Consider the following 26,267-nt stretch of genomic DNA (forward strand, 5'->3'; position numbering starts at 1 on the left):
CAAGCCACGCTCAGCAGCACTGCGCAACGAGTAGCAGCGCCCCGGCCAGGATCATTGGTCCGGTCGGGGCGCCGCTGGTGGGGACCCAAGGGACTGGGCCAAGATCCGACTGGCTCAAAACTGCTCTACAGGATCAAGAAGCGGCCCGGCCGAAGCCGGGCCGCGCGCACGCGCTATAGACCTACGGCCCCGCGCGCACGCCACCACCGCCGAGTAAAGATCGATTTGGTGACCGGTTCCGGAGACGGCACTGCCGACCGTGCTGCATGTCGGGCAGCCCTCAGAATCCAGCACCTCGGCCAGAGTATCGACATTCACGCATGCCAGGTGGTCGTTGACGGCAACCGTGACGGCAACCCGGGCCGACACCTGCCACCGCCAACGCACACCGACGCATGCATCAGCGCAGACGGCGCGTCACCGTCACCCTGCGTCAATCACCTTCTATCTCTACAAACAAGTGCACTTCCTGAGCGCATCGTTCCGCCATAGCAGCCAGACGATCCAACACGCCTGCTAGCGAAGCAAATTGCGACTCACTTCTTACGCGATCGATCTCAGCGAGAAGGATTCTCGCCTGGAGGCGGTTGAAAACCGTAATCCCATACTGATCAATGCATGACAGATAGGGGTAACGGTCATCTAGATCCGTTAACGCCTGAGCTAACCTTCCTGATTCGTCTGCCATTACATCGAGAATGTCGTCAACACCGTCGCCTCGCAGGCGAATTATCAAGGTCGCCACGACTCTCACATCAATCCTGGATACGCACTGACCAGATGACCATTGCGGTTTGTAACGAGTGTGAAGAAGTCCGTAGGTAGACCGCTGGAGCGATCAACCCCGACCGGGCTTCCGTAGTTTACTTGATACACCCAGTCCCCCTTTGCATTTTGGGTAGGGGTAGAACTACTCGCGCGCGAAATTAGATCATCGGTCTTAACCTGGTCAAAGAATTGACTTCGTCCACCAAGCCGCTCACCGAACGCCCGATGTGCCTCATTGAGTTTGCGTTCCCCCTTAGCGGTCGCCTGGATCGCGGGAGGACATGGACCCGTGTTGTGGACGAGGACCGGGGTTTTGCCGGCGAGCACATAGTACGTGTGGGATTTTCACCCCGTCACGCAGTGTGACTTAGGTTCTCATGGCGTTTCACCTGGCCTTTTGCGTGTGGCACCAACTTGCCGCATCGAAGCTTATCGGTGTTGACGGCGACGGTGACGGCAACCTGGGGAGACGTCCGCGCTCACCGGCAGCCGATGCATCGATGAGCGACGCTATCCGAGATAAGGGGTGTCGCGGTGCTCGGCTCCGCGGGGGGGCGGGGGGGGATCGACGCCGCACCGCTACGCGGCATGCCACCGGTCCCGCTTCCGTCGCCATGCCGGCCGGGCGGCACGACATCGATACATCGACAATGATGGTGAACCTTTGACGGCAACCGCGACGGCAACCCGAGCAGCCAACCAAGGCCGCGGACGGACGGCCGTTACGCTCTGCTATCCACAACTAATCCGCAGCCCTCCGCGCAGCCCGGTCACCTTCAGGAGTATTCGCCAACCAGCAGCCTGCGCCAAGCGGCTCCCATCCCACTTCATCGCACTGCCGAATCACCTGATTCGTCAACTGCTCATTACTTCCCTTCCATGACCCAAAACCGTCCTCAGTAATATCTCCGGGGGTCATTAATCCGCCGCCGACTAAGGCGCAGACTAGACCCACGGCCGCATCGCGAAATGTGACGCCCTCGCTTGAGGCGGAGTCTCGCGCCTCGCCGATGACCCGGTCAATGGGCACCCAATCATCCAAACCCTCGGCCAATATCTCCTGAATGACCGATTCACGGCTCCTCGACATGCACTTTCAGACCCTTCGAGTTTGGCGGGAAGATATCGATCGTGGCACCGCCTGATCGAGAGGCTCCACGCCATTGGATTACGGTCCCGTCGGCCTGTCGGTAAACCTCAGAAATCTTCGGCCCGCGAGCCGGAAGCTGCTCGGCACCATTAGTCATCCGACCGAATAGGTCGCGTAGTTCATCTTCGCTACCGACAGTTCTGACATGTGATTGCTTGCCGGTCGGCAGGTTATCAAAACTGCCCCTCCAGCAGCCGTCGGTGTTGTGGACCAGCACCGGGGTTTTGCCGGCGATCACATAGTACGTGTGGATGTCGCCGACGGTCAGGTTGTAGACCGTGGCGACGGCATCGTAGACAGCGAGGGCAATGACAGCGACACGAGCACCATCCGGAGTCAGCAGCTCATCGCCAGGGCTCAGGTGCTTCGCACCTGAGCCCTTGGCGCTGGTTGCCGAGCCAGAAGGGATGCTTGTCCGTTGCGGTGACTACGCCGTCAGCTGCACCATACCCATCCGAGTCGATGTTGACCTCGACAAGCTGCTTTTTCCCGTCGCCTTTGATCAAAGCCGTGACTGGACGGGCACCTCCTCGCCGGTTTCCGGGTCCGTCGCCCAGACAACATCGTAAACTTCAATCTTCTCGATAGCCTTGTAGCTACCGTCGGCCATCAAGACCGCGGTCCCCGGCAGGGTAACTGTTAGGTACTCGGCAGGTGCCGGGATGATCGGGCATGTTCTTGACCGCACCGGCACCACGAGCGGCGGTCTTGGCCTGTCGGACGCCGGGGACCATGCCGGCCACGCCCACCGCACAGTCCAGACCGGCACCGCCCGCACACGTCTTGATCGTGTCGATCGCGCCGGCCACCACGGCCACCGCCCCCGGCGGCAGCCGCGACCACCTGCGCCGGCGGCGGTAGCACAGCAGCCACCATCGCCACCGTGCCAGCCACCGCGGAAATCATGCCGGCGTTGTCGACGACTGCTTTGACCACCGACGTGGCGACACCGGCCACCGCGTTGCCGGCCTGACTGGCCGCGTTCTTGACCTTGCCCCAGAAGAGCCCGTCAGGGTCGGCGAAGGTGATCGGGTTGTTGTTCGCGTACGCGAACGGATGCATGCGTTGCGGGTCGTACTCGTCGGTCTGCGGGTCGACGGAGATGAACGCACCCAGCGCCGCGTCGTGGAACCGGGCACCCAGCAGCGACAGGCCCGTCGGGTCCTCGATGCCGCCGACGAAGCCACGCTGCCCCGAGGGCCAGGTGCCGCCGCTGCCGCCGGTGCGCTTGTTGCCGAACGGATCCGAGTAGCGGACCGTGTCGACCCGGGTCACCGAGTTGACGGCCCAGTGCGCCGAGTCGTGCTGATGCGACGCCAGCCAGACCAGGTCCTTCGCCCCGGTGGCGGTGGACGCGGTGCGCGAGGCGACGACATCGCCGGCGTGTTCGTAGTAGCGGGTCGCCGTCTTGTCCTGACCGGAGACGGTCAGCTCGTGCCCGGCCACGAAGACCGTAGCGTCGCCGTTCGGGTCGATCCGGGCGATCCGGTTGCCGTCGACGTCGTAGTGCATCCGGGTGACGCCGTCGGGCCCACTGATCTCGGCGAGTTTGCCCTGGACGTTCCAGTCCAGCGTCTCGGTGACCCCACCGACCCGGCGGTAGGTGAGGTTGCCGGTGGCTTCCCAGTCGTAGTGGTCGACCCGCTCGCCGGTGGTGACCGTCCACACCGCGTGCGGCTGACCACCGGCCGAGGCGTACCCGTAGGTGGAGGTTACGCCGGTGCGCCGGTCGGTCACCGACTCGCGGGAGCCGGACCGGTCATGGGCGTACGCCTTCCAGTAGGGCAAATCCCGCCCACGTCGCCCGACTGCGGGCAGGCGACGCGGGTGATCTGCCGCGCATCGGTTCGCGCCGCTGTGGGACGCTCACGGGATGAGTGAGGTGATCTTCCGCGAGGCGGTCCAGGCGGACCTGCCGGCCGTGCTCGACCTGCTCGCCGACGACGTGCTGGGGCGTACCCGCGACGTCGGGGAGGTCGACGCCACGTACGAGAGGGCATTCGCCGACATCACCTCCGATCCGCGCAACCACCTCGTCGTCACCGAGTTCGGCGGCGAACTGGTGGGATGCATGCAGCTCACCTACATTCCGGGGCTCGCCCGGCACGGCAGCGAGCGGCTGCTGGTCGAGTCGATCCGGGTCCGCTCCGACCAGCGTGGTCGGGGCCTGGGGCGGCAGATGATGGCATGGGCGATCGATCAGGCCCGGCAGCACGGCTGCGGCCTGGTGCAGCTCACCACCGACAAGCGCCGTTCCGACGCGCAGCGTTTCTATCTCGGCCTCGGCTTCGTCGCCAGCCACGAGGGCATGAAGCTCAGCCTCTGACGCCGTCACCCGCCGGCGGGCCGCAGCACTTGATCGTGCCAGGGGTGGGGCGGTCAGCGAGGGCGGTCGCGGTCCTTGGACGGCTGGACCCGTTTCGGCTCGCCCGGCATCTTCGGATGGTCCGGCGGGTAGGGCAGGTCACCCTCGCCTGCGGCGGCGTCCCGCTCGGCCCACTCCAGCAGCGGGGTCAGGTCCCAACCGGTGTCGTCGATGCCGGCGTGCGGGTCGCCCCGCTGCGCGAGCCGCTGCGGCACGGTACGCAGGTCGAAGTCGTCCGGGTCGACGTCGGGCAGCTCGTCCCAGGTGACCGGGGTGGAGACGGTGGCCCGCGCGGTGGCCCGCAGCGAGTACGCGCAGGCGATTGTGCGGTCCCGGGCCGTCTGGTTGTAGTCGACGAAGACCCGCTCGCCGCGTTCCTCCTTCCACCAGGCGGTGGTGACCAACTCGGGGCGGCGGCGCGCCAGCTCCCGGGCCAGCGCGATGGTGGCCCGGCGGACCTCCACGAAGGTCCAGCGCGGCTGGATCCGCAGGTAGACGTGCACGCCCCGGCCTCCGGAGGTCTTCGGCCAGCCGGTCACTCCCAGCTCGTCGAGGATCGCGCGCAGCTCGGCGGCGGCGTGCGCGGCGTGCGCGAAGTCGGTGCCGGGCTGCGGGTCCAGGTCGACGCGGAGCTCGTCGGGATGGTCGACGTGGGCGGCGCGCACCGGCCACGGGTGGAACACCACCGTGCCCATCTGCACGGCCCAGGCGACGTGGGCCAGGTCCGCCGGGCATAGCTCCGCGGCCCTGCGCCCGCTGGGGAAGCGGATTTCCGCGGTACGCACCCAGGGCGGCACGCCCCGGGTGGGCACCCGCTTCTGGAAGAACATCTCCCCCTCGATGCCGTCGGGGAAGCGTTGCAGGGTCGTCGGCCGCTCCCGCAGGGCGCGCATGATGCCGTCGCCGACGCTGACGTAGTAGTGGAAGACGTCGGCCTTGGTGAAGCCGCGCTTCGGGAAGATCACGCGATCCGGGCTGGACAGCCGTACGGTCTGCCCGGCCACCTCGATCTCCTCGGCCGCCGCTCTCGTTCCACCCATTGCGCGACCCTATGCGATGGGTCCGACCTTCGACGTACCGTTGAGGCGTGAGTCTTCCCGACAGTGAACTGCCCCGCACCGAGGACGAGTGGCGGGTTCGCCTGAGCCCCGACGAGTTCCGGGTGCTGCGCGAGCACGGCACCGAGCCCGCCTGGACCGGCGAGTACGTCGAGACCAAGACGCCCGGCATGTACCGGTGTCGGGCCTGCGGCGCCGAGTTGTACCCCAGCGACACCAAGTTCGACTCGCACTGCGGCTGGCCGAGCTTTGACGACGCCATCCCCGGCGCGATCCGGGAGATTCAGGACAACTCCCTCGGCATGGCGCGCACGGAGATCCGCTGCGCCCGCTGCGACAGTCACCTCGGGCACGTCTTCCGCGGCGAGCACTTCACCCCGAAGGACACCCGCCACTGCGTGAACTCGCTCTCCGTCCGCCTGGACCCCAGCACCGCCTGACTTCGTCGATCTAGGGCTAGTCGTCGCGACTTGATCTCCGGCGGCGACGATAAGCCCTAGATCGACGAGGGGCGGGCCGCCATCAGGGCGACCTGGGCGGTGCGGGACTGCTCGACGCGGCGAGCCAGGTCGCGTACCCGTTCGTCGGTGCCGGCAGCCGGCGGCGGCGAGCAGCACGGCGAGCAGGGCCGGCCGGAGGTGCGGTGCGGGCCGGGCCCGACCGCACCTCCGGCTGGTCAGACCTGGCTCCACAGCGCCGGTACGTGCGGCGGCTCCCAACCGGCGATGGCGGTGTGCGCCTGCCGGCAGCGGTAGGCGCGTCCACCGTAGGTGACCTGGTCGCCCACTGCGTACGCTCGGTCTGCCGTCCACGTGCCGCCGGCCGGCGGGCTGGTGGTCGAGGTGGCCGTGGGGGTGGGTGACGGTGCCGGCGGGTTGGTGGTCGGGCTCGGGCTGGGCGTGGGGTTGCCGCCACCACCGCCGATCTGGAGGTCGACGCAGGAGTAGAACGCGTTGGCGGTGTCCGAGATGTTCCACACGGCCAGCAGCTTCTGCCGGCCGGAGTAGTTGAACAGGTTCACGGTGTGCGAGACGGTCGGGCCGGGCTGACGCCCGCCGCCGCTGAACACCGCGACCCGGGTGTCGCCGATGAAGTACTCCCAGTTGCGGGTGGCGTGCATGGCCGTGTTGACCCAGGTGAACGTGACGGTGCTGCCGACCGAGGTGGCCGGCCAGCCGCGGTTGTCGTCGTTGAGGACGGCGAAGTGCGAGATGTTGGCGTGGCAGTTACGCAGCCCCTTGGGGCCCTCGACGCTCTGCGGCTCCCACCTGATCTGCCCGCAGTCAGGGACGCGGTTCTGGGCGCAGAGCGCCTGGCGGCTGGGCGGCGACGAGACGTAGCCATGGGCCTGGGCCGGGGTGGCGACGGCCAGGGTGGAGACCATGGCACCCGCCGCGACGAGCGGAAGGGTGATTCTTCGGCGCATGACGGCAACTCCTTAGCGGCGTGTTACCTGGTGAGGTGCCACCAACATACTTTAAACCTTATTAACAGTAAAGACTCTGATCGATAGAGGTGCGGGCTGCCCGGGCCGGAGGATCGGCCACCCTGGCCGGTTTCCGCCACATCAGCCCTCAGCGCACGGCAAAATAAGACGAATCATCACCATTGGAGGTGCTTTTCGTGGCGACGTGCGAGGTATGCGGCAACGACTACTGGATGGCGTTCGAGGTGCGTACGGTCAGCGGTGACGTGCACACCTTCGACTCCATCGAGTGCGCCGCGCACAGGTTGGCGCCCATCTGCGAGCACTGCCAGGTCAGGATCATCGGGCACGGCGTGGAGGTGTCCGGGCGCTTCTTCTGCTGCGGCCACTGCGCCCGTGCGGTGGAGACCGAGCAGGGCGCCCAGATCCGCGACGCAGTCGGCGCGCGCCCCGCCTGACGACCCCATCCGGCCCGCTCCCCCCGCGCGCCATAATCTGACGGGATGCCGAGCACCGCACTGCGGGTCGCCAGCTTCGCCGACCTCGACGCCCGAACCTTCCACGACCTGGTACGCCTACGCGTCGACGTGTTCGTGGTCGAGCAGGAGTGCGCGTACCCGGAGATCGACGGGCGGGACGTCGAACCCGGCACCCGACACCTCTGGCTGGCCCACGACGGCGCGCCGGTCGCGTACCTGCGGATCCTGGCCGAGCCCGACGGGTCGGCCAGGATCGGGCGGGTGGTGGTGGCACCCGCGGCCCGCGGCGCCGGGCACGCGGGGCGACTCATGGTGGCGGCCCTGACCGAGGTCGGCGACCGGCCGTGCGTGCTGGACGCCCAGTCACACCTGGTCGGCTTCTACGCCCCGCACGGCTTCACGGTCTGCGGCCCGGAGTACGTCGAGGACGGCATCCCGCACACGCCGATGCGCCGGGCGCGGTGACCGACCGCGAAACCAGTGCTGGAAGCGCTTCGACGACTGTGTGCACCCGGTGCCGGAAATCGCTTTCCTCATTGACTCCTGACGATTGAACGTGCCATCCTTCCGGTCGAGTCAGCACACGAGGGCCACGCTGACAGCGCGGGAGAGGGCAACTCCCGAGCGTCCGGGCGATGTCGAGATCCGACGACTCCCCCTGGGGGCTCCATGTCCAATTCACTCAGGTCATCGCGGGCGCTCTGGCTGCTGGCCGTCGCGGCCGTCGCCAGCCTGCTGCTCAGCACGGCATTTGTGCGATCCGCCTCCGCGCACGGCTCGGTGGCCAATCCCGTCTCCCGCAACTACGGCTGTTGGCAGCGCTGGGGTGGTGACTTCCAGAACCCACGGATGGCCACCGAGGACCCGATGTGCTGGCAGGCGTGGCAGACCGACACCAACGCCATGTGGAATTGGAACGGCCTCTACCGCGAGGGCGTGGCCGGCAACCATCAGGGCGCCATCCCGAACGGCCAGCTCTGCTCCGGCGGACGCACGGAGAACGGGCGCTACCGGGCGATGGACATGCCGGGTGCCTGGCGGACCACCTCGGTCGGCAACAACTTCCGGCTGAAGTTCTACGACCAGGCCAGCCACGGTGCCGATTACATCCGCGTGTACGCGACCCGGCAGGGCTACGACGCACTGACCACTCCGCTGGCCTGGTCGCACCTGGAACTGGTCGGCCAGATCGGCAACACGCCGGCGTCGCAGTGGCAGCAGGAGCCCGGCGGGGTCTCCATCGAGATCCCGGTCAGCGCGCCCGGCCGCACCGGCCGGCACGTCATCTACACCATCTGGCAGGCCAGCCACTCCGACCAGTCGTACTACATCTGCAGCGACGTGCAGTTCGGTGGCGGGTCCACGCCGCCCCCGACCACGCCGCCGCCCACCACCCCGCCGCCCACCACGCCCCCGCCGCCCACCACTGCACCGCCCACCACCAACCCGCCCACCACCAACCCGCCGCCGGCGGGTGCCTGCTCCGCGACGTACCGGGTCACCTCGACCTGGTCCGGCGGATTCCAGGGCGAGGTGCAGGTGACCGCCGGCAACGCGTCCATCCGCGGCTGGCGGGTGACCTGGACATACGCCAACGGCCAACAGGTCAGCCAGGCGTGGAACGCCACCGTCAGCTCCAGCGGCTCCACGGTGACCGCCACCAATGTCAGCTACAACGGCAACCTCGGCGCCGGAGCCAGCACAAGCTTCGGCTTCCTCGGCTCCGGCAGCAGCACGAACACACCAACGGTGACCTGCACGGCCACCTGACCCCCGGCCAGGGCCGCGCCCCACTGCCTCCGGCGCGGCCCCGACCGGCTCAGCCGGCAACCGGCACGTCAGGCATCGGCAGCCGTTAGCCCGGCCGGGTGGCCAGCACCTGTCTGGTGGTGGTGCCGGAGCCCCGCTCCGGAGAGCGCTTCACGCGTTGACGTACGCCGATGCGCCGTGGCACGCTTTCCTCGGAGCCAACACCACAGGGGCAACGCAGATCGGCCACGGGAGAGGCAACTCCCGAGCGTCCGGGCACAGTCCCGAACCGACAATTCCCTTGGGGAGCTCCATGTCGAACGTACTCAGATCACCACGCGCCGCCTGGCTGCTGGCCGTCGCGGCCGTCGCCCTGTTGCTGCTCACCACCGCGCTGACAAGCCCTGTCTCCGCGCACGGCGCCACAGTCAACCCGGGTTCCCGCGCCTACGGCTGCTGGGAACGCTGGGGTGGTGACCACATGAACCCGCGGATGGCCACCGAGGACCCGATGTGCTGGCAGGCCTGGCAGGCCAACCCGAACGCCATGTGGAACTGGAACGGCCAACTCCGCGAGGGTGTGGGCGGCAACCACCAGGCGGCCGTACCGAACGGCCAGCTCTGCTCGGGCGGGCGTGCCGAGGGCGGTCGCTACAACGCCCTCGACACCGTGGGTGCCTGGCGGACCACCCCGGTCCCCAACAGCTTCCAGTTGAAGTTCTTCGACCAGGCCAGCCACGGTGCCGACTACCTCCGGGTGTACGCGACCCGGCAGGGTGTGGACACGCTCACCAAGCCACTGGCCTGGTCCGACCTGGAACTGGTCGGCCAGATCGGCTACACACCGGCGTCGCAGTGGCAACGGGAGGTCGACGGGGTGTCGATTCAGATTCCGGTGAACGCGCCCGGCCGCACCGGCCGGCACATCATCTTCACCGTCTGGCAGGCCAGCCACTTCGACCAGTCGTACTACCACTGCAGCGACGTGCAGTTCGGTGGCGGCACCACCCCACCGACCACCACGCCGCCCACGACCACGCCACCCACCACCACGCCACCCACCACCACCCCGCCGACCACTACCCCGCCCACCACCAACCCGCCGCCGGCGGGTGCCTGCTCCGCGACGTACCGGGTCACCTCGACCTGGTCCGGCGGATTCCAGGGCGAGGTGCAGGTGACCGCCGGCAACGCGTCCATCCGCGGCTGGCGGGTGACCTGGACATACGCCAACGGCCAACAGGTCAGCCAGGCGTGGAACGCCACCGTCAGCTCCAGCGGCTCCACGGTGACCGCCACCAATGTCAGCTACAACGGCAACCTCGGCGCCGGAGCCAGCACAAGCTTCGGCTTCCTCGGCTCCGGCAGCAGCACGAACACACCAACGGTGACCTGCACGGCCACCTGACCCCCGGCCAGGGCCGCGCCCCACTCCCTCCGGCGCGGCCCCGACCGGCCCGGTGCGCTTTGGCTTTTTGTTAACAGGGGCCCCCTGTACTACCCCAGGCGTTGACAGGGGCCCCTCCTTACACCTCAGGCGAGGGCGGAAACGATGTCGGCTACCGAGCGGCGGCGGCCGGTGTAGAACGGGACCTCCTCGCGCACGTGCAGCCGGGCACGGGAGGCACGCAGGTCACGCATCAGGTCGACGATCCGGTGCAGCTCGTCGGCCTCGAAGGCGAGCATCCACTCGTAGTCGCCGAGCGCGAACGAGGCGACGGTGTTGGCGCGTACGTCCGGGTAGCCGCGGGCCATCTTGCCGTGCTCGGCGAGGAGTTCGCGTCGTTCGGCATCCGGCAGCAGGTACCAGTCGTACGAGCGGACGAACGGGTAGACGCAGAGGTAGGCGCGGGCCTGCTCGCCGGCGAGGAACGCCGGGATGTGGCTCTTGTTGAACTCGGCCGGCCGGTGCAGCGCCATCTGCGACCAGACCGGGGTCATCGCCCGACCCAGCGTGGTCCGCCGGAACCGCAGGTACGCGTCCTGCAGGTCGTCGCTGGACGACGAGTGCCACCAGATCATCAGGTCGGCGTCGGCACGCAGGCCCGACACGTCGTACGTGCCGCGCACCACGACGCCCTTGCCGGCCAGCTCCTCGATCAGGGACTCGATCTCGCCCGTGACGTTGTCCCGCAGGGACGGCAGCGGCGCGCTGACCCGGAACACCGACCACATGGTGTAGCGGATCGTGTCGTTGAGTTCCTTCAGTCGGGTGGCGTTGCTCTGCTCGGTCATCTCCCCGGTCCTTCCAGTGCTGTGATGATCTCCTCGGCCGCGGTTTCGCCGGAGCGGACGCAGACCGGGACACCGACCCCGTCGTAGCCGGCGCCGGCCAGCCGCAGCGTCGGGTGTGCCGCCCGCAGCGCCGCCCGCACGGCGGCCACCCGGCCGAGGTGGCCGGGGGTGTACTGCGGCAGCGCCCCACCCCACCGCTGCACGTGCCCGTCGACGGCCGCGGGCAGCGGCCCGTCGAGCACCGCGGACAGCTCGCGGTGCACGGTGGCGGCGAGGTCCTCGTCGGGGCGCTGGAGCTGGTCCTCCTCGCCGTACCGGCCGACCGAGGCACGTACCAGGACCAAACCGTCACGCCGGCGCAGGTGACCCCACTTGGTGGTGAAGAAGGTGGCCGCCTTGGTCAGTAGGCCCTCGGTGCTGGGCACCAGGAAACCGGAGAGCTGCGGCAACGTCGGCTCGGGCAGGGCCAGGGTGACCAGCGCGACGCTGGCGTAGTCCAGCCCGCCGATCTCCTTCGCCGCCGACGGGGCGATCTCGCTGAGCAGCCGGGCCGCCGGCCGGGCCGGCACGGCCAGCACCACCGCGTCGACGTCGACGTACTCGGGCTCACGGGTCGGCCCGACCGTCAGCCGCCAGCCGGCGACGGTCGGGGTCAGCTCGCGTACCGTCGCCTGCCGACGGACGGTCGCTCCACTGGCCGCCACGGCCGCGTCGACCAGGGCACTCAGTCCGCCGTCGAGGGTGCCGAAGACCGGCTCGCCGGGGGCGCGGGGTGCGGCCGCCTGCGCCGCGCGGACCGCGCCGAGCAGCGTGTGCTCCACCCGGGCGGCCCGGGCCAGGGCCGGCATGGTGGTGACCAGCGACAGGTCGTCGGCCCGGCCCGCGTACACGCCGCCGAGTATCGGATCGACCAGCCGGTCGACCACCTCGTCGCCGAACCTCGCTCGGACCAGGGCGCCCACGGAGACGTCCTGGTCAACGTCGAGCAGTGGCCCACCGCCGCCGCGGTCGGCCTCCGGAGTAGGCCGGGCCACCGCCGCCACTTTCTGCAGATTGCCGGGTACGCCCACCAGCGTGCCGCCGGGGATGGGGCGCAGCCCGCCGCCGACCGCCAGCGCCGCCTGCCCGACGCTCGGGTGCACGATCCGCCCAGCCAGACCGAGCCGGCGGGCCAAGGCCACGGCGGCGGACTCCCCGCCGGCCGGGTCACGCATCAGGAACGACTCGGCGCCGAACTCGACCGGCCCGCCGGCCAGCTCGCCGGTGCGCAGCTTACCGCCCAACGAGCCGGACTGCTCGTACACAGTGATCTCGGTGCCGGCCGAGGTGCGGTCGCGCAGCCGGACCGCGGCGGCGAGGCCGGCGATGCCGCCTCCGACCACCGCCACCCGCCGCGTCGCCACTGCGGTCAGCCCTGGTCGGCCGGTCGAGCGGACAGTTCGTGCACCAGCTCGACCACCCGGGTCAGCACATGCGGGTCAGTCTCCGGCAGCACGCCGTGGCCCAGGTTGAACACGTGCCCCGGGGCGGCCCGGCCCTGCGCCACGATGCGGCGGACCTCGGTCTCCACCACCGGCCAGGGGGCGAACAGCAGGCACGGGTCGAGGTTGCCCTGCACGGCGCGGTCCGGCCCGATCCGGCCGGTCGCCACGTCCAGCGGGGTACGCCAGTCGACGCCGACCACGTCGGCGCCGGCCTCGCCCATCGCGCCGAGCAGCTCGCCGGTGCCGACCCCGAAGTGGATCCGGGGCACGCCCGCGTCGGCGAGCCCGGAGAGCACGGCCGTCGAGTGGGGCAGCACGAACCGGCGGTAGTCGGCCTCGGAGAGCGCACCGGCCCACGAGTCGAAGAGTTGCACCGCCGACACGCCGGCTTCGATCTGCACCCGCAGGAACGCCAGGGTCACCTCGGCCAGCCGGCCGGCCAGGGCGTGCCACAGCTCCGGCTCGCCGTACATCAGTGCCTTGGTCTTCGCGTGGGTACGCGACGGGCCGCCCTCAACCAGGTAGCTGGCCAGCGTGAACGGTGCGCCGGCGAAACCGATCAGCGGAGTGGCACCGAGCTGGCTGACCAGCATCCGGACCGCCTCGTCGACGTAGTCGACGTCGTCGCGGCCGATCGGCCGGATCCGCTCCACGTCGGCAGCGGTTCGCACCGGTTCGGCCACCACCGGTCCGGTTCCGGGCACGATGTCCAGCTCCACACCGGCTGCGGCGACCGGCACCACGATGTCGCTGAACAGGATCGCCGCGTCCACCCCGTGCCGGCGTACCGGCTGGAGGGTGATCTCGGTGACCAGGTCGGGCCGGCGGCAGGACTCCAACATCGCCACGTTGGCCCGGATCTCCCGGTACTCCGGCAGCGAACGGCCGGCCTGTCGCATGAACCAGACCGGGGTGTGCGGTACGGGCCGGCGGCGACACGCCCGCACGAAGGGCGAGTCGGTGGGCCCACCCGGGCGGGGTTCGTCGTCTCGGGCGGCGGTGCCCGTGGTGTCGGTGGTCATCGCGGCCATCGTGCCACGCGCCCGGCGGTCTCCCGTGCCCACCGCCACCTTTGTGACGTGACGTGAAAGGAGGGGGCCCTTGTTGACGCATTTCCTCCTGACACCGGCAGCCCCGGTGCGCGGGGTGGCCGGGTGACCGTCGACGTGGGGGTGGCTCGGTGATCGTCGGCGCGCCGTCCCAGCCGGCAACCGGACGGCGGAATAGGCTGCGGACATGGCCGCCCCGATCGCGCTTCCGGACACCTTCGCCCGCGCGGTCGTCGGGCTCCGGTCGGCGGCGTCGCGACCGGAGATCCTGTTGGAGGAGGTGGGCGCGCCGCAACGGCTGGCGCCGTTCTCCTTCGCGCTCTCCGCCGCGGTGCTGCGTGACGGCGACGAGGTGGCGACCGGACGGTTGATCCTCCTGCACGATCCGGCCGGGCACGAGGGGTGGCAGGGCACGCTGCGGCTGGTCACCTACGTGACCGCCGAGTTGGAGGTCGACCTAGCCGCCGACCCGCTGCTGCCCGCGGTGGGCTGGACCTGGCTGACCGACGCTCTCGACGCCCAGGCCGCAGGGTATCGCGCCATCGGCGGGACCATCACGCAGACCATGTCGACCCGCTTCGGCGACCTGGCCGGCCCGCCCGCGGCGGGCGACGTCGAGATCCGCGCCTCGTGGACACCGACCGGCGTCGACCTCAACCCTCATCTGCACGCCTGGTGCACCCTGCTCGCCTCCACCGCTGGTCTGCCACCGCCGGGCGTCACCGCCCTGTCGGAGCGCCGCCCCGCCACCACCGACTGAGTCTCGACGGCCGGGCCGACGGACCGGGCCGACCTGACGGACCGGACGACACGCGGCGGGGCGGGTGCGCGGCGCACGATCGTTTCGCGCACTAGGGTTGTCAGGTGACCGACGAACCACCCCTGCACCGTCGGGCCGCCGCAAGCCGTACGGGAAACGACACTGAGCACCCGCCGTCGGCCCGGGCGGAGCCGTCGGACCCGGGGACCGAGCCCACCAGCGGCGCCTCCGTGCCGTTGACCGCGCCCCGTGAGGGCACCCCCGAGCCGGTTGCCGCCCCGGAACAGCTCGCCGAGGTGGTGGCCCGGTTGGCGGCTGGTACCGGACCGGTGGCCCTGGACGCCGAGCGCGCCTCCGGCTACCGCTACAGCCAGCGGGCGTATCTCGTACAGTTGCGGCGCGCCGGCGCCGGCACCGCCTTGATCGATCCGCTACCGCTACCCGACCTGACCTCCCTCGATGCCGCGATCGCCGAGGTGGAGTGGGTGCTGCACGCGGCCAGCCAGGACCTGCCCTGCCTGGCCGAGCTAGGGCTGCGCCCACGCCGGCTCTTCGACACCGAACTGGCCGCCCGGCTGGCCGGCTTCGAGCGGGTGGGGCTGGCCGCGCTCACCGAGCAGCTGCTCGGATTCAGCCTGGAGAAACACCACTCGGCGGCGGACTGGTCGAGCCGGCCGCTCCCCGAGTCCTGGCTGACCTACGCCGCGCTGGACGTGGAGTTGCTCACGGACCTACGGGACGTACTCGCCGCCGAGTTGACCCGGCAGGGCAAGTCCGAGTGGGCTGCGGAGGAGTTCGCCGCGCTGGTGCGAACCGGTGCCCGGCCGCCCCGGGTGCGGGCCGAGCCGTGGCGGCGCACCTCCGGCATCCACCGGGTGCGTGGGGCACGGGCCCAGGCTCGGGTCCGTTCCCTGTGGTACGCCCGGGACGAGATCGCGGCCCGCCGGGACGCGGCGCCGGGACGGGTGCTGCCGGACTCGGCCATCGTCGCGGCGGCTGAACTCGATCCGAAGGACGAACGGGCGCTACTCACCCTGCCCGGTTTCGGTGGTCGTTCGGTGCGGCGGCTGGCCCGCGCCTGGCTGACCGCGCTGGACGATGCGCGACAGTTGCCGGACGACGGGTTGCCGGTGGCACCGACCGTGGAGGGTCCGCCGCCGCCGCACCGGTGGGCCGAGCGGGATCCGGCTGCCGCCGCCCGCCTCGCCCGCTGCCGGGAGGTGGTGTTGCGGGTGGCCGGCGAGCGCAACCTGCCGCCGGAGAACCTGATCTCTCCCGATACGGTCCGCCGGATCGCCTGGCAGCCTCCGGAGGAGATCACCGAGGCCACCGTGGCCGGGGTCCTGCGCGACCTCAACGCCCGCGAGTGGCAGCTCGCCCTCCTCCTCCCCGATCTGGCCACCGCCCTCCTTCCCACCGCCCCCTGACCCTGCCCATCCCCTCCCCGTTCGATCAGGAGTTGGGGTGGGTGTGGGGTGGGCCACAGCGGGGGTTGCGGCGCGAGTTATTACTGACGAGTAGCATCGAGGATACGCCAGCGCCGGCGACCTTCGTTCGGCCCTCTGGCGCCGGCTGCGGCCGGATTGTGGTCGATAAGGAGGCTCACAGTGCCCCGTGAAGTCCGGGATGTCGTGTTTGTCGACGGCGTCCGCACCCCGTTCGGCAAGGCGGGCGGCATGTACGCCCACACCCGCGCCGACGACCTGGTGATCCGCTGCATCCGCGAGCTGCTGCGCCGCAACCCGCAGCTACCACCGGACCGGGTCGAAGAGGTCGCCATCGCCGCCACCACCCAGATCGGTGACCAGGGCCTGACCATCGGCCGCACCGCCGCCCTGCTGGCGGGCCTGCCCAAGACCGTCCCGGGCTTCTCGATCGACCGGATGTGCGCCGGGGCGATGACCGCCGTGACCACCGTCGCCAGCGGCATCGCGATGGGTGCCTACGACGTCGCGATCGCCGGTGGGGTCGAGCACATGGGCCGGCACCCGATGGGCGAGGGCGTCGACCCGAACCCGCGCATCGTCGCGGAGAAGCTGGTCGACCCGTCCGCACTGGTCATGGGCTCCACCGCCGAGAACCTGCACGACCGGGTCCCGCACATCAGCAAGCAGCGCACCGACGCGTTCGCGCTGGCCTCGCAGCAGAAGACCGCGCGGGCGTACGCCACCAACAAGCTTCAGAGCGACCTGGTGTCGGTGGCGATCCGTGACCCGGAGACCGGCTGGGGCCTGGCCGCAGTGGACGAGGCACCCCGGGACACCTCGCTCGAGAAGCTCGCCACGCTCAAAACCCCGTTCCGCCCGCACGGCAAGGTCACCGCGGGCAACGCGGCCGGGCTCAACGACGGCGCCACCGCCAGCCTGCTCGCCGACGAGGCCACCGCCCGCGAGCTGGGCCTGCCGGTGGCGATGCGACTGGTGTCGTACGGCTACGTCGGCGTCGAGCCCGAGGTCATGGGTGTCGGCCCGATCCCGTCGACCGAGAAGGCACTGCGCATCGCCGGCCTGAGCATCGACGACATCGGCCTGTTCGAGCTGAACGAGGCGTTCGCCGTGCAGGTGCTCGCCTTCCTCGACCACTTCGGCATCGCCGACGACGACCCCCGGGTCAACCCGTGGGGCGGCGCGATCGCGATCGGTCACCCACTCGCCTCCTCCGGCGTACGGCTGATGACCCAACTCGCCCGGCAGTTCGCCGAGCACCCGGAGGTCCGCTACGGCGTCACCGCGATGTGCATCGGCATCGGCATGGGCGGCACCGTGATCTGGGAGAACCCGCACTGGACGGAGTCCGCGCAGGAGGGTGGAGACAAGTGAGCCTCACCGCACCGAACGAGGTCGTCACCAGGGCGCTGCTGCGCCAGGTGGACGTGCCGGGGCTGGACCGCCCGGCCGCACTGATCACTCTGGACAACGGGTACGACCACACCAAGCCGAACACCTTCGGCCCGGGCGGCCTGACCAGCCTGGACGAGGCGATCGACGTCGCCCTCGCGGCCGATCCCGCGTTCATCGCGGTCACCGGCAAGCCGTACATCTTCTGCGTCGGCGCGGACATCACCGGCCTGCCGCAGCTGGCCGACCGTGAGCAGGCACTGGAGATCGGCCGACTCGGCCATCGGGTCTTCGCCCGCCTCAAGGACAGCCAGGTCCCGACCTTCGCCTTCGTCAACGGCGCGGCGATGGGCGGCGGCCTGGAACTGGCCCTGCACTGCCACTACCGGACGCTGTCGGCGGGTGCGGCGGCCCTAGCCCTACCCGAGGTCTCTCTCGGCCTGATCCCGGGCTGGGGCGGTACCCAGCTGCTGCCCAACCTGATCGGCATTCCGGCGGCCACCCAGGTGATCATTCAGAACCCGCTGATGCAGAACAAGATGCTCAAGCCGAAGCAGGCCGCCGAACTGGGCATGGCGGACGTGTTGCTGGAGCCGGCGGACTTCCTGGAACGGTCCCTGGAGTGGGCCGCCGAGGTCGTCCGGGGCAAGGTCACGGTGGCCCGGCCCGAGGTCGACAAGGACATGTGGGCGGGCGTGCTGTACTTCGCCCGCCAGACGCTGGACCAGCGGCTGCACGGCGCGGTCCCGGCCGCGTACCGGGCGCTGGACCTGCTGGAGACGGCGAAGGACGCCGACTTCGCCACCGGCACCGCCGCCGAGGACGAGGCCCTGGCCGATCTGGTCTTCTCCGAGGAGTTGCGCAGCGGCCTGTACGCCTTCGACCTGGTGCAGCGGCGGGCCAAGCGACCGGCCGGCGCGCCGGACAAGGGCCTGGCCCGGCCGGTGACCAAGGTGGGTATCGTCGGCGCCGGCCTGATGGCCGGCCAGTTGGCGTTGCTGTTCGCCCGCCGCCTGCAGGTGCCGGTGGTGATGTCCGACCTGGACCAGGCCCGGGTCGACAAGGGCGTCGGTTACGTGCACGCCCAGATCGAGAAGTCGGTCAGCAGGGGCCGGATGGACAAGGGCACCGCCGCGAAGCTCTACGGCCTGGTGTCCGGCTCGGTGGACAACTCCGTCTTCGCGGACGCTGACTTCGTCATCGAGGCGGTCTTCGAGGACCTGGTTGTCAAGAAGCAGGTCTGGACCGAGTTGGAGAAGATCGTCAGGCCGGAGACGGTACTCGCGACGAACACCTCGTCGCTGTCCATCACCGACATGGCGGCGGAGTTGGCGCACCCGGAACGGGTGGTCGGTTTCCACTTCTTCAACCCGGTCGCGGTACTGCCGCTGCTGGAGATCGTCCGTGGCGAGCGGACCGACGACGCCACCCTGGCCACCGCCTTCACGGTCAGCAAGCAGCTGAAGAAGTCGAGTGTGCTGGTGAAGGACGCCCCGGCGTTCGTGGTCAACCGGCTGCTCACCCGCTTCCTCGGTACGGTCTTCGCCGCCGTCGACGCCGGTACCCCGCTGGAGGTGGCCAACCGCGCCCTGGACCCGCTGGGTCTGCCGATGCGCCCCCTCGCGCTGCTTCAGCTGGTCGGCCCGGCCGTCGCCCACCATGTCGGCGGCATCCTGCACGCCGCCTTCCCAGACCGGTTCGGCGTCAGCGAGAACCTCAAGCGGATCGCCGACTCGGGCCAGCCGATCGTGGTCGACGACGAGATCAACGCCGAGGTGGCGAAGCTGCTGGTCGTCGGTGACCAACCGCTCACCGAGGAGCATGTACGCCGCAGTGCGCTGGACGCGCTGGCGCAGGAGATCCGGCAGATGCTCGACGAGGGTGTCGTCGCGCAGGCGCAGGACATCGACCTGTGCATGATTCTCGGCGCCGGCTGGCCGTTCCACCTGGGCGGCGTCACGCCGTACCTGGACCGGACCGGCACCAGCGAACGGGTCACCGGTCAGCGATTCCTGCCACCCGGAGCGGCCAGCCTCGCCGGCTGAGCGGGTACCGTCCGCGGTGGCCGCCCCGGTGGGTGGCCACCGCGATCGAATTGCGCCGGACGGCGGAATTGAGGCACCTGGCTACGATGACCGGTCGCACCCGAGACCAGGAGCTGACCAACATGTCGTATCCCCCGGACGAGCACCAAACCCCGCCGGTCGCCGGGCCGTACCCGCCCGCGCCTGGCACCTACCCCCCGCCTGGCGTCGACCAGCCGGCCCCTGGTCCGTGGCCTGCCGGACCGGGCCCTGCCGCGCCGCCGCCGCCGAAGAAGTCCGGGGTCGCGAAGATCGTCCTGATCGTCCTCGCGGTGCTCCTGGTGCTCTGCGCCGGCGGTGCGACGGCCATCTGGTTCGCGTTCAAGGACGAGGTGACCGAGACCGTGGACGCGAGCCGGACCCGGCTGGTCGCCCCGGACACCCTGGCCGGCCGACCGAAGAGGAGCGACCCGCAGTTGCAGCAGGCGGCCGACGAGATGGTCCGCGAGATCCAGGCCACGGTGCAGAACGAGACCAGCGCGGTGGGAGCGTTCTACGGTGACCCCGCCCAGGAGGATCTCGTCATGATCGTGGGCGCGTCCGGTTTGATGTCCGACCCGAAGCAGGAGCTGGACGAGGCGGTCGCGGGCCTGTCCGCCCAGTTGGCGCTCACCGACATGAGCCCGGTCGAGCCGGGTCCGCTCGGCGGCGAGGCACGGTGCGGCGACGGCCGGCAGGAGAGCCTGCCGCTCGGGATCTGCGTCTGGGCGGATCGGGGCAGCGTCGGCACGGTGGTGATGTTCTTCTCGTCCCGCGCCGACGTCGCGGCCGAGTTCGTCACCATGCGTGGCCAGATCCAGCAACGCGAGTAGGCCGGTATCCGGGCTGAGCCGGGCCCCGGTCGCGTCGGCGGCCGGGGCCCGACGCGCATCAGGCCGGGGTTTCCCCCACCGTCACGACCGGTCGGGAGCCGGGCTGGCCCTGCTCCGCCGCCGACCGCGCCGCCGCCTTCTCGGCGGCGCTGCGCAGCACGCAGAACTCGTTGCCCTCCGGGTCGGCGAGCACCACCCAACCGGCACCGGTCGGTCTGATGTGGTCGGTGACGTGCCGGGCACCGATGCCCAGCAGCCGCCGGACCTCCTCGTCCCGGGTCCGGTCGGTGGGCTCCAGGTCGAGGTGCAGGCGGTTCTTCACCGTCTTGCCCTCCGGTACCGCCAGGAACAGCACCTCCGGGCCGCCCGCAGGCAACAGCATCGCCTCCGGGTCACCCGGGAAGTCGTCCGGCTGGAGGGGACACTCGAAGACCTCGGCCCAGAAACCGGCCAGGGCGTACGTGTCGTGACAGTCGAATCCCGCTGGAGCGCTCCGCGAGGGTGAGCGGTCAGCCGGCAAGGCGGGGCGCGGACGGCATCATTGAGGTCATCGACGCACCCCCTCCTTGATCGGGCTGATCCCCCGACCCTCGCACCGCCGCGTCCCGGAGGGCAACCCCGTTTTGAGGTTCCCGGGCGCGCGCCGCCACTCAGTCGAAGGCGAAGGCACATCCCGCACGGACGTGATGTCACACAAACATATTTGTTTCTCGGTGACATCACGCTCCCGACCACAAGCCCTCCTTCGCCCGGCACGTACGCGCCGGGCGTCGTCGGCACCTGACCACCGGTGCCGCCCTGCCCGCACGAACCCGGGCAAGACGTCAGCGTGCGACCTCCACGGTCGGCGCGGCGTCCGCCGCCGGCAGGTCGACGGTCACCTCCAGGCCACCGCCGGGCTGCGCCACGGCGGTCACCAGGCCGCCGTGGGCGTCGCAGACCGCCCGCACGATGGACAGGCCGAGGCCCGAGCCGCGGGCCCCGGTCCGTTCCCGGCCGCCGCGCCGGAACGGCTCGAACAGCCCCGGTACGTCGGCCTGGTCCACCTCGAAGCCGGTGTTGCCGACCACCAGCCAGGATCGCTGCCCGTCCGAGCCGGTCCGTACCCAGAGCCGGCCGTGCAGGTGGTTGTAGCGGACCGCGTTCTCGATCAGGTTGCCGGCGAGCCGGTCCAGCAGCCCCGGATCGCCGACCACCGGCGCCTGCTCCAGCGAGGTCTGCACGGCCAGCTTGATCCGCTCCACCTCGCGGCGTACCGCGGAAAGCGCGTTGACGGCCCCGGCCGCCAAGTCGCACTCGCTACGCCGGCCCAGGCGGCGACCCGTCTGCGCCTCGCTGCGCGCCAGCACCAGCAGCGCGTCGACCAGACCGTTGGCCCGCTCCGAGGCGTCGCGGACGACGGTCGCCATCCGCCGGTACTCGGCCGTGTCCGCGTCATCGTCGCTCAGCGTCACGTCGATCTCCGTGCGCATCACCGCCAGGGGCGTACGTAGCTCGTGTGAGGCGTTGGCGACGAACCGTTTCTGCGCCTCGAAGGCGGCGGCGATCCGGTCCAGCATCGCGTCGAAGGTGTCGGCCAGCTCGGCCACCTCGTCGTCGGCTCCGGAGTAGCAGATGCGTTGGTGCAGCGTGGTTTCGCCGAGCCGGCGGGCAGTCGCGGTGACCTGATGCAGCGGGCGCAGCGCCCGGCCGGCGACCGCATACGCCCCGACGACGCCGACCACGCCGATCGCCAGCAGCGCGGCCAGTCCCTTGGCCAGCAGCTCACCGGAGGCCGAGTCGACCAGCTGCCGCTGCCAGGCGGCGGCCTCCAGGGTGCTCCCGTCGGCCAGCGCCACGGTGGTGCCGGGCAGCAGCTCGTCGGTCGGACGTAGCGCGTCACGGACCAGCAGCCAGGCCAGCAGCACCAGGATCGCGCCCGCACCGACCAGCAGCACTCCGTTGAGCAGCGTCAACCGCAGCCGAAGCGTAGGCCGCAGCCGGGGCCGCCACACCGTGGGACGCAACCGCAGGGCCGGCAGCCACAGTGGGCGGGTCACCCCGCCACCTCGGCCGTGCGGTAGCCGGCGCCGACCACCGTCTCGATCAGCGGCGGGTCGCCGAGCTTGCGGCGCAGGGTCATCACGGTGACCCGGACGATGGTGGTGAACGGGTCGGTGTTGGCGTCCCAGACCCGCTCCAGCAGCTCCTCGCTGGACACCACTGCGCCCCGCGCCTTGAGCAGCTCGCAGAGCACCCCGAACTCCTTGTTCGTCAGCTCCACCGGCAACCCGCCACGAGTGGCCGTCCGACGCGCCGGGTCGACCACCAGGTCGGCCGCCTCCAGCACCGGCGGCGCCGCCGGCGTGGCCCGCCGACCGAGCGCCTGCACCCGCGCGACCAGTTCATCGAAGGCGAACGGCTTCGGCAGGTAGTCGTCCGCGCCGAGCTGCAACCCCTCGACCCGATCGGCGACCGTACCGCTGGCGGTCAGCATCAACACCCGGGTCAGCGTGCCGGAGGTGGCCAGCTCCGCGCAGATCTGGTCGCCGTGCATCCCGGGCAGGTCGCGGTCGAGCACCACCACGTCGTAGCGGGTGACGAAGGCCATCTCGTGTCCGCTGTCGCCGTCGTACGCGATGTCCACCGCCATGCCGCGCTTACGCAGGCCACGCGCGATCGCGTCAGCGAGGTTGCGCTCGTCCTCGACCACCAGTACCCGCATGTCCCGCCCCTTCACGCCCGGCGACCGACGACGATCCGGCGGCCACCGACAACCTAGCGTCGCCAGCCAAGCCGCGGATCAAGCCGGCAGCTGCCACACCCCGAAGTCGCCGTTGTGCAGTCGGCAGGCGACGAGGGCGTACCGGCTCCGGCAGTCGCCGGCGGCACCGGCCAGCACGTCGACCGGCCGGGCCCGATCCCGCGTCGGATCGAGTCGGGCCAGCACCAGCCCCACGTCGGGTACCTGACGCACCGCGAACAGCCGCGGCGCGTACTCGTACCGGGCGACCAGCTCCCACGCACCGTGGTCGGCCACCACCGCCCCGGTCGTCACGTCGAGCGTGGCCATCTCACGGGTGTCGTCGGCGAGCACCAGTGCGGTGCGGTCCCCGGTCAGCAGGACGTCGACGGCGTCCTCCTCGTGCCACCGCACCGCACCGGTGGCCGCGTCGAGGGCCGTCAACCCACCGCCGGCCAGCCCCGTGCAGAGCAGCGGGCCGCAGGACGTGACGTAGGTGGCCGTCGGCACCGTCGTCCGCCAGCGTCGGATCAGTCCCTCGACGGTGTACGCGGTGACGGTGTTCGAGTTGCGGATCACCACCACCAGGTCACCGATCACCGCCGCCTGCTGGTAGCCGGCCGGGTTGTCCTCGGGCGCCGGAAGGCGGTGCCGAATCGCCCCGGTCTCCGGGTCGATCACCACGACCTGGCCGTCCAGCGCGGACAGCACGATGGTGTCCAGCAGACCGTCCCGCTGGCGGTAGTCGACGCTGGCCACCGACAACGGAATCGACCACAGCTCGCGGGCGGTCGCCAACTCGACCGCCCGCAGCCTGTCGGTCGCGAGGTTGCCGAACGTCCGCAGCAACGCCCGACCGGGCTCGTCGAGGATCGCGACGCCCGGCGCCCGCCAGCGCTCCTGCCCGGTGCGGGCGTCGATGTGCAGGGTTTCGCTGGTCCCGGTGGCCTCGCTGGCCATGGAGACCAGCACCCCACCGTCGGCGACGGACTCGACCCGGTAGACCCGGTTCCCGATCGGCACGGGCACCCGCCACCGCGGCGTGAGGCGCTGCGGTGTGCCGGTGGCCCGCTCCGGTCGCGGGTAGGCGAGCAGCTCCTGGCTGCCGTCGGTGACGTGGGGCAACGGCGTGACGGTGAAGACCTGATCCTGGGTGAGGAACAGGTCGCTACCCAGGGCGGCGGGCACGGTCGCGTGGATCCGCCTCGCCGGCGGCGCGGCGCCGGCCAGCGTCAGCAGCGCGCCCAGCGCCACGACCGCGGCCCACAGCCGACGGCTGCCGGGGCGGGGTCGTCGACGGGCCGCTGGCGGGTCGGTCGGCTCGGTCAGCTCACCGAGGTCGATAAACGTCACGCTCGTCCTCCCTGCCGTGACCTGACGCGCGGGCATCACGGCCGTCGGGTGCCCCGGCATCCGCCTGTACGATGGCCCGTCGTGGCTGTGCCGGTGGTAGATCCCTCGCTGAACCCCGTCTCCGAGACCATCGAGGCGGAGCCGACAACACCACGGCCCCGACGTGGGCCGGTGCGTACCGACCTGCTGGCCATCGGAGCCTACGTGCTGCTCGGTGTCCTCGTCTGCATGAACTACTGGGCGGACGTGAACAACCGCGTCTCGTCCCACCTGCCCACCGACCACAGCTGGTTCGAGTGGCTTTTCGCACACGGCGCGTACTCCGTGCGTCACTTCGAGAATCCCCTGTTCACCGCCCAGCAGAACGCCCCCGACGGGGTGAACATGATGGCCAACACCTCGCTGCTCGGGGTGACCCTGCCGCTGGCTCCGCTCACCATGTTGCTCGGCCCCCAGGTGGTGTACGCGCTCTACCTGGGTGCCGCGCTGGCGGCGACCGCCGGCACCTCGTACTGGGTGCTGTCGCGGCACCTGGTGCGCTCGCGGGCCGCGGCCTTCGTCGGCGGCGCGTTCCTCGGGTTCGCGCCCGGCATCGTGCACCACGCCAACGGCCAACCCAACTTCGCCTCCAACTTTCTGCTGCCGCTGATCGTGCTGCGGGTGTTCCGGTTGACCGAGCCGGGCCGCTGGCGACGCAACGGACTGGTGCTGGGTCTACTCGTGGCGTACCAGATCTTCATCAACGAGGAGATGCTGCTGCTGACGGCGCTGGCCTGCCTGGTCGTCGTGGTCGCGTACGCGGCGATGAGACCGCGCGCGGCGTGGGACCGGGCCGCCACGTTCGCCGGCGGCCTGGGCACCGGTACTGCGGTGGCGCTGCTGCTCGCCGCCTATCCGATCTGGTTCCAGTTCAACGGCCCGCAGTCCTACCGTGGCCTACAGGGCGGGGTGTTCCACAGTTGGGGCGAGGACCTCGTCGCCTTCGTCACCTTCCCGCGCGACACGATCGCCGGTGACGAGGCGGTGGAGGCGACGATCGGGTTGACCGAGCAGAACACCTGGTTCGGCTGGCCGCTGGTGGTGCTGTCGGTGGTGGCCCTGGCGCTGCTGGTTCGCCGGTCACTGGTGGCCCGGATCCTCGCCGTGCTGGTGGTGGTCTTCTCGGTGGCCTCGCTCGGTCCGGAGATCCGGTTCGACGGCGAGTTGACCGGCGTCGCCGGCCCGTGGTCGTACATCTCGGAGGATCTGCCACTGGTCGAGATGATGATGCCGACCCGGTTGACCCTGGTGACCACCGCGGCGCTGGGCGTGCTGCTCGCACTGGCCTGGAACACGGTGGCCGGCACCCACCGCCCGCCGGTACCTGCGCCCCGCGTGCCCGGGGGCACGACCGGCGCCGGCCGACCGCCACGGTGGCGGCGGATGACGGGGTACGCCGCGATCTCGCTCGCTGTGCTGCCGCTGTTCCCTCGCCCGCTGCCCGCCGAGCCGGTGGACCCGCCGCCTGCCTTCATCACCTCCGGCGCCTGGCGGCCGTACGTGCCGCAGGGTCGAACGCTGGTGCCGGTGCCCATCCCCAGCAACGTGCACGGACTGTCCACGCTGCGGTGGAGCGTGTTGACCCGGCACGAGTTCCCGATCCCGGCCGGCTACTTCATCGGCCCCAACCTCGACGGCGAGGGCGTCTTCGGTGCGCCGAACCGTCCTACCAGCACACTCGTATACCAGAGCATGGACACCGGCGAGGTGCCCGAGTTGACTGACGAGAACCGCCGGCAGGCGGTGGAGGACCTGCGCTTCTGGCGGGCGTCGGTGGTGGTGCTCGGCGCACACCCCCGTGAGCCCGTGCTGCGGGAGCTGCTGACCGGGCTGCTCGGCGACCCGCAGCGCGTCGACGACGTCTGGCTCTGGGACGTACGCGACCGGGTGTAGGGTC

Annotated in this window: 24 protein-coding genes; 12 read left to right on the forward strand and 12 right to left on the reverse strand. The window is 70.5% G+C overall.

All coding sequences use genetic code 11. The annotated features are described in order from the left end of the window. Positions 1-433: 433 nt before the first annotated feature. The 3 genes from ACFHWY_RS03835 to ACFHWY_RS03845 form a co-directional block, all read right to left on the reverse strand. The gene (locus tag ACFHWY_RS03835) at positions 434-745 is read right to left on the reverse strand and encodes a hypothetical protein (protein ID WP_416578688.1); all 312 of its coding nucleotides are present in this window, start codon (positions 743-745) and stop codon (positions 434-436) included. A 1,096-nt stretch (positions 746-1,841) separates the two neighbouring features. Next, the gene (locus ACFHWY_RS03840; protein WP_416579007.1) at positions 1,842-2,327 is read right to left on the reverse strand and encodes a polymorphic toxin-type HINT domain-containing protein; all 486 of its coding nucleotides are present in this window, start codon (positions 2,325-2,327) and stop codon (positions 1,842-1,844) included. A 230-nt stretch (positions 2,328-2,557) separates the two neighbouring features. Continuing rightward, positions 2,558-3,706 carry an RHS repeat-associated core domain-containing protein gene (locus ACFHWY_RS03845; RefSeq protein ID WP_416578689.1) on the reverse strand — a complete coding sequence of 383 codons (1,149 nt, stop codon included), beginning with the start codon at positions 3,704-3,706 and terminating at the stop codon, positions 2,558-2,560. 85 nt (positions 3,707-3,791) lie between these two features. Between ACFHWY_RS03845 and ACFHWY_RS03850 the strand changes: the two genes are divergently transcribed. Further along, complete coding sequence (locus tag ACFHWY_RS03850; RefSeq protein WP_416578690.1) at positions 3,792-4,244, forward strand: GNAT family N-acetyltransferase; 453 nt, start codon at positions 3,792-3,794, stop codon at positions 4,242-4,244. Between the two features lie 53 nt (positions 4,245-4,297). Here ACFHWY_RS03850 and ligD read toward each other — a convergent pair whose 3' ends face one another. Next, positions 4,298-5,323, reverse strand: a complete 1,026-nt coding sequence (ligD, locus tag ACFHWY_RS03855; RefSeq protein WP_416578691.1) for a non-homologous end-joining DNA ligase — start codon at positions 5,321-5,323, stop codon at positions 4,298-4,300. 47 nt (positions 5,324-5,370) lie between these two features. Between ligD and msrB the strand changes: the two genes are divergently transcribed. Beyond that, positions 5,371-5,781, forward strand: coding sequence for a peptide-methionine (R)-S-oxide reductase MsrB (gene msrB, locus ACFHWY_RS03860; protein ID WP_416578692.1), 411 nt, complete (start codon positions 5,371-5,373; stop codon positions 5,779-5,781). Positions 5,782-6,017: 236 nt separating this feature from the next. Here the strand turns inward: msrB and ACFHWY_RS03865 are convergent, their stop codons facing one another. Next, positions 6,018-6,767 (reverse strand): lytic polysaccharide monooxygenase, encoded by a 750-nt coding sequence (locus ACFHWY_RS03865; RefSeq protein WP_416578693.1) that lies wholly within the window; start codon positions 6,765-6,767, stop codon positions 6,018-6,020. Between the two features lie 197 nt (positions 6,768-6,964). On the opposite strand from ACFHWY_RS03865, the gene ACFHWY_RS03870 reads away from it, so the two are divergent. The 4 genes from ACFHWY_RS03870 to ACFHWY_RS03885 all read left to right on the forward strand — a co-directional run bounded on the left by ACFHWY_RS03870 (position 6,965) and on the right by ACFHWY_RS03885 (position 10,403). Further along, positions 6,965-7,225: a Prokaryotic metallothionein gene (locus tag ACFHWY_RS03870; RefSeq protein ID WP_416578694.1), complete on the forward strand. Its 261-nt coding sequence runs from the start codon at positions 6,965-6,967 to the stop codon at positions 7,223-7,225. Positions 7,226-7,270: 45 nt separating this feature from the next. Then, positions 7,271-7,711: a GNAT family N-acetyltransferase gene (locus ACFHWY_RS03875; RefSeq protein ID WP_416578695.1), complete on the forward strand. Its 441-nt coding sequence runs from the start codon at positions 7,271-7,273 to the stop codon at positions 7,709-7,711. A 204-nt stretch (positions 7,712-7,915) separates the two neighbouring features. Beyond that, the gene (locus ACFHWY_RS03880; RefSeq protein ID WP_416578696.1) at positions 7,916-9,016 is read left to right on the forward strand and encodes a lytic polysaccharide monooxygenase auxiliary activity family 9 protein; all 1,101 of its coding nucleotides are present in this window, start codon (positions 7,916-7,918) and stop codon (positions 9,014-9,016) included. A gap of 292 nt (positions 9,017-9,308) precedes the next feature. Further along, entirely contained in the window at positions 9,309-10,403 is a 1,095-nt protein-coding gene (locus ACFHWY_RS03885) for a lytic polysaccharide monooxygenase auxiliary activity family 9 protein (protein ID WP_416578697.1), read from the forward strand. 125 nt (positions 10,404-10,528) lie between these two features. Here ACFHWY_RS03885 and hemQ read toward each other — a convergent pair whose 3' ends face one another. The 3 genes from hemQ to hemE are packed head-to-tail and all read right to left on the reverse strand — an operon-like array spanning position 10,529 to position 13,736. Beyond that, positions 10,529-11,230, reverse strand: a complete 702-nt coding sequence (hemQ, locus tag ACFHWY_RS03890; protein ID WP_416578698.1) for a hydrogen peroxide-dependent heme synthase — start codon at positions 11,228-11,230, stop codon at positions 10,529-10,531. Beyond that, entirely contained in the window at positions 11,227-12,633 is a 1,407-nt protein-coding gene (gene hemG, locus ACFHWY_RS03895; protein WP_416578699.1) for a protoporphyrinogen oxidase, read from the reverse strand. Before hemG ends, hemQ begins: the two co-directional genes overlap by 4 nt. 5 nt (positions 12,634-12,638) lie before the next feature. Next, positions 12,639-13,736 carry a uroporphyrinogen decarboxylase gene (gene hemE / locus ACFHWY_RS03900; protein WP_416578700.1) on the reverse strand — a complete coding sequence of 366 codons (1,098 nt, stop codon included), beginning with the start codon at positions 13,734-13,736 and terminating at the stop codon, positions 12,639-12,641. 214 nt (positions 13,737-13,950) lie between these two features. On the opposite strand from hemE, the gene ACFHWY_RS03905 reads away from it, so the two are divergent. From ACFHWY_RS03905 to ACFHWY_RS03925, 5 genes are all read left to right on the forward strand, one after another. After that, a complete protein-coding gene (locus tag ACFHWY_RS03905; RefSeq protein ID WP_416578701.1) occupies positions 13,951-14,523 on the forward strand; it encodes a DUF3000 domain-containing protein in 573 nt (190 codons plus the stop codon). Between the two features lie 104 nt (positions 14,524-14,627). Beyond that, positions 14,628-15,950, forward strand: coding sequence for a ribonuclease D (locus ACFHWY_RS03910; RefSeq protein ID WP_416578702.1), 1,323 nt, complete (start codon positions 14,628-14,630; stop codon positions 15,948-15,950). 180 nt (positions 15,951-16,130) lie between these two features. Continuing rightward, positions 16,131-17,342 (forward strand): thiolase family protein, encoded by a 1,212-nt coding sequence (locus tag ACFHWY_RS03915; protein WP_416578703.1) that lies wholly within the window; start codon positions 16,131-16,133, stop codon positions 17,340-17,342. After that, positions 17,339-19,405: a 3-hydroxyacyl-CoA dehydrogenase NAD-binding domain-containing protein gene (locus ACFHWY_RS03920; protein ID WP_416578704.1), complete on the forward strand. Its 2,067-nt coding sequence runs from the start codon at positions 17,339-17,341 to the stop codon at positions 19,403-19,405. Before ACFHWY_RS03915 ends, ACFHWY_RS03920 begins: the two co-directional genes overlap by 4 nt. Positions 19,406-19,491: 86 nt before the next feature. Then, positions 19,492-20,256 carry a hypothetical protein gene (locus ACFHWY_RS03925; RefSeq protein WP_416578705.1) on the forward strand — a complete coding sequence of 255 codons (765 nt, stop codon included), beginning with the start codon at positions 19,492-19,494 and terminating at the stop codon, positions 20,254-20,256. A gap of 58 nt (positions 20,257-20,314) precedes the next feature. Here the strand turns inward: ACFHWY_RS03925 and ACFHWY_RS03930 are convergent, their stop codons facing one another. The 4 genes from ACFHWY_RS03930 to ACFHWY_RS03945 all read right to left on the reverse strand — a co-directional run bounded on the left by ACFHWY_RS03930 (position 20,315) and on the right by ACFHWY_RS03945 (position 24,331). Then, on the reverse strand, positions 20,315-20,776 hold the full coding sequence (locus ACFHWY_RS03930) for a VOC family protein (protein WP_416578706.1): 462 nt from the start codon (positions 20,774-20,776) through the stop codon (positions 20,315-20,317). A gap of 304 nt (positions 20,777-21,080) precedes the next feature. Continuing rightward, complete coding sequence (locus ACFHWY_RS03935; RefSeq protein ID WP_416579008.1) at positions 21,081-22,250, reverse strand: sensor histidine kinase; 1,170 nt, start codon at positions 22,248-22,250, stop codon at positions 21,081-21,083. A 41-nt stretch (positions 22,251-22,291) separates the two neighbouring features. Next, positions 22,292-22,960: a response regulator transcription factor gene (locus tag ACFHWY_RS03940; RefSeq protein WP_416578707.1), complete on the reverse strand. Its 669-nt coding sequence runs from the start codon at positions 22,958-22,960 to the stop codon at positions 22,292-22,294. A 78-nt stretch (positions 22,961-23,038) separates the two neighbouring features. Further along, positions 23,039-24,331, reverse strand: a complete 1,293-nt coding sequence (locus ACFHWY_RS03945; protein WP_416578708.1) for a PQQ-binding-like beta-propeller repeat protein — start codon at positions 24,329-24,331, stop codon at positions 23,039-23,041. A 93-nt stretch (positions 24,332-24,424) separates the two neighbouring features. Here ACFHWY_RS03945 and ACFHWY_RS03950 point away from each other — a divergent pair, with 93 nt between their 5' ends. Next, on the forward strand, positions 24,425-26,263 hold the full coding sequence (locus ACFHWY_RS03950; protein WP_416579009.1) for a hypothetical protein: 1,839 nt from the start codon (positions 24,425-24,427) through the stop codon (positions 26,261-26,263). Positions 26,264-26,267 lie beyond the last annotated feature (4 nt).

Origin of the sequence: Micromonospora sp. LOL_024 (assembly GCF_048060415.1) — a bacterium.
In the GTDB taxonomy this organism is placed as follows: Bacteria; Actinomycetota; Actinomycetes; order Mycobacteriales; family Micromonosporaceae; genus Micromonospora.

Bases quoted from the DNA above. Each gene is read 5' to 3' on its own strand.
- ACFHWY_RS03885 (WP_416578697.1), top strand. From the start codon at position 9,309: ATGTCGAACGTACTCAGATCACCACGCGCCGCCTGGCTGCTGGCCGTC.
- hemQ (WP_416578698.1), bottom strand. From the start codon at position 11,230: ATGACCGAGCAGAGCAACGCCACCCGACTGAAGGAACTCAACGACACG.
- ACFHWY_RS03905 (WP_416578701.1), top strand. From the start codon at position 13,951: ATGGCCGCCCCGATCGCGCTTCCGGACACCTTCGCCCGCGCGGTCGTC.
- ligD (WP_416578691.1), bottom strand. From the start codon at position 5,323: ATGGGTGGAACGAGAGCGGCGGCCGAGGAGATCGAGGTGGCCGGGCAG.
- ACFHWY_RS03880 (WP_416578696.1), top strand. From the start codon at position 7,916: ATGTCCAATTCACTCAGGTCATCGCGGGCGCTCTGGCTGCTGGCCGTC.
- ACFHWY_RS03875 (WP_416578695.1), top strand. From the start codon at position 7,271: ATGCCGAGCACCGCACTGCGGGTCGCCAGCTTCGCCGACCTCGACGCC.
- hemE (WP_416578700.1), bottom strand. From the start codon at position 13,736: ATGACCACCGACACCACGGGCACCGCCGCCCGAGACGACGAACCCCGC.
- ACFHWY_RS03940 (WP_416578707.1), bottom strand. From the start codon at position 22,960: ATGCGGGTACTGGTGGTCGAGGACGAGCGCAACCTCGCTGACGCGATC.
- ACFHWY_RS03850 (WP_416578690.1), top strand. From the start codon at position 3,792: ATGAGTGAGGTGATCTTCCGCGAGGCGGTCCAGGCGGACCTGCCGGCC.
- ACFHWY_RS03865 (WP_416578693.1), bottom strand. From the start codon at position 6,767: ATGCGCCGAAGAATCACCCTTCCGCTCGTCGCGGCGGGTGCCATGGTC.
- ACFHWY_RS03925 (WP_416578705.1), top strand. From the start codon at position 19,492: ATGACCGGTCGCACCCGAGACCAGGAGCTGACCAACATGTCGTATCCC.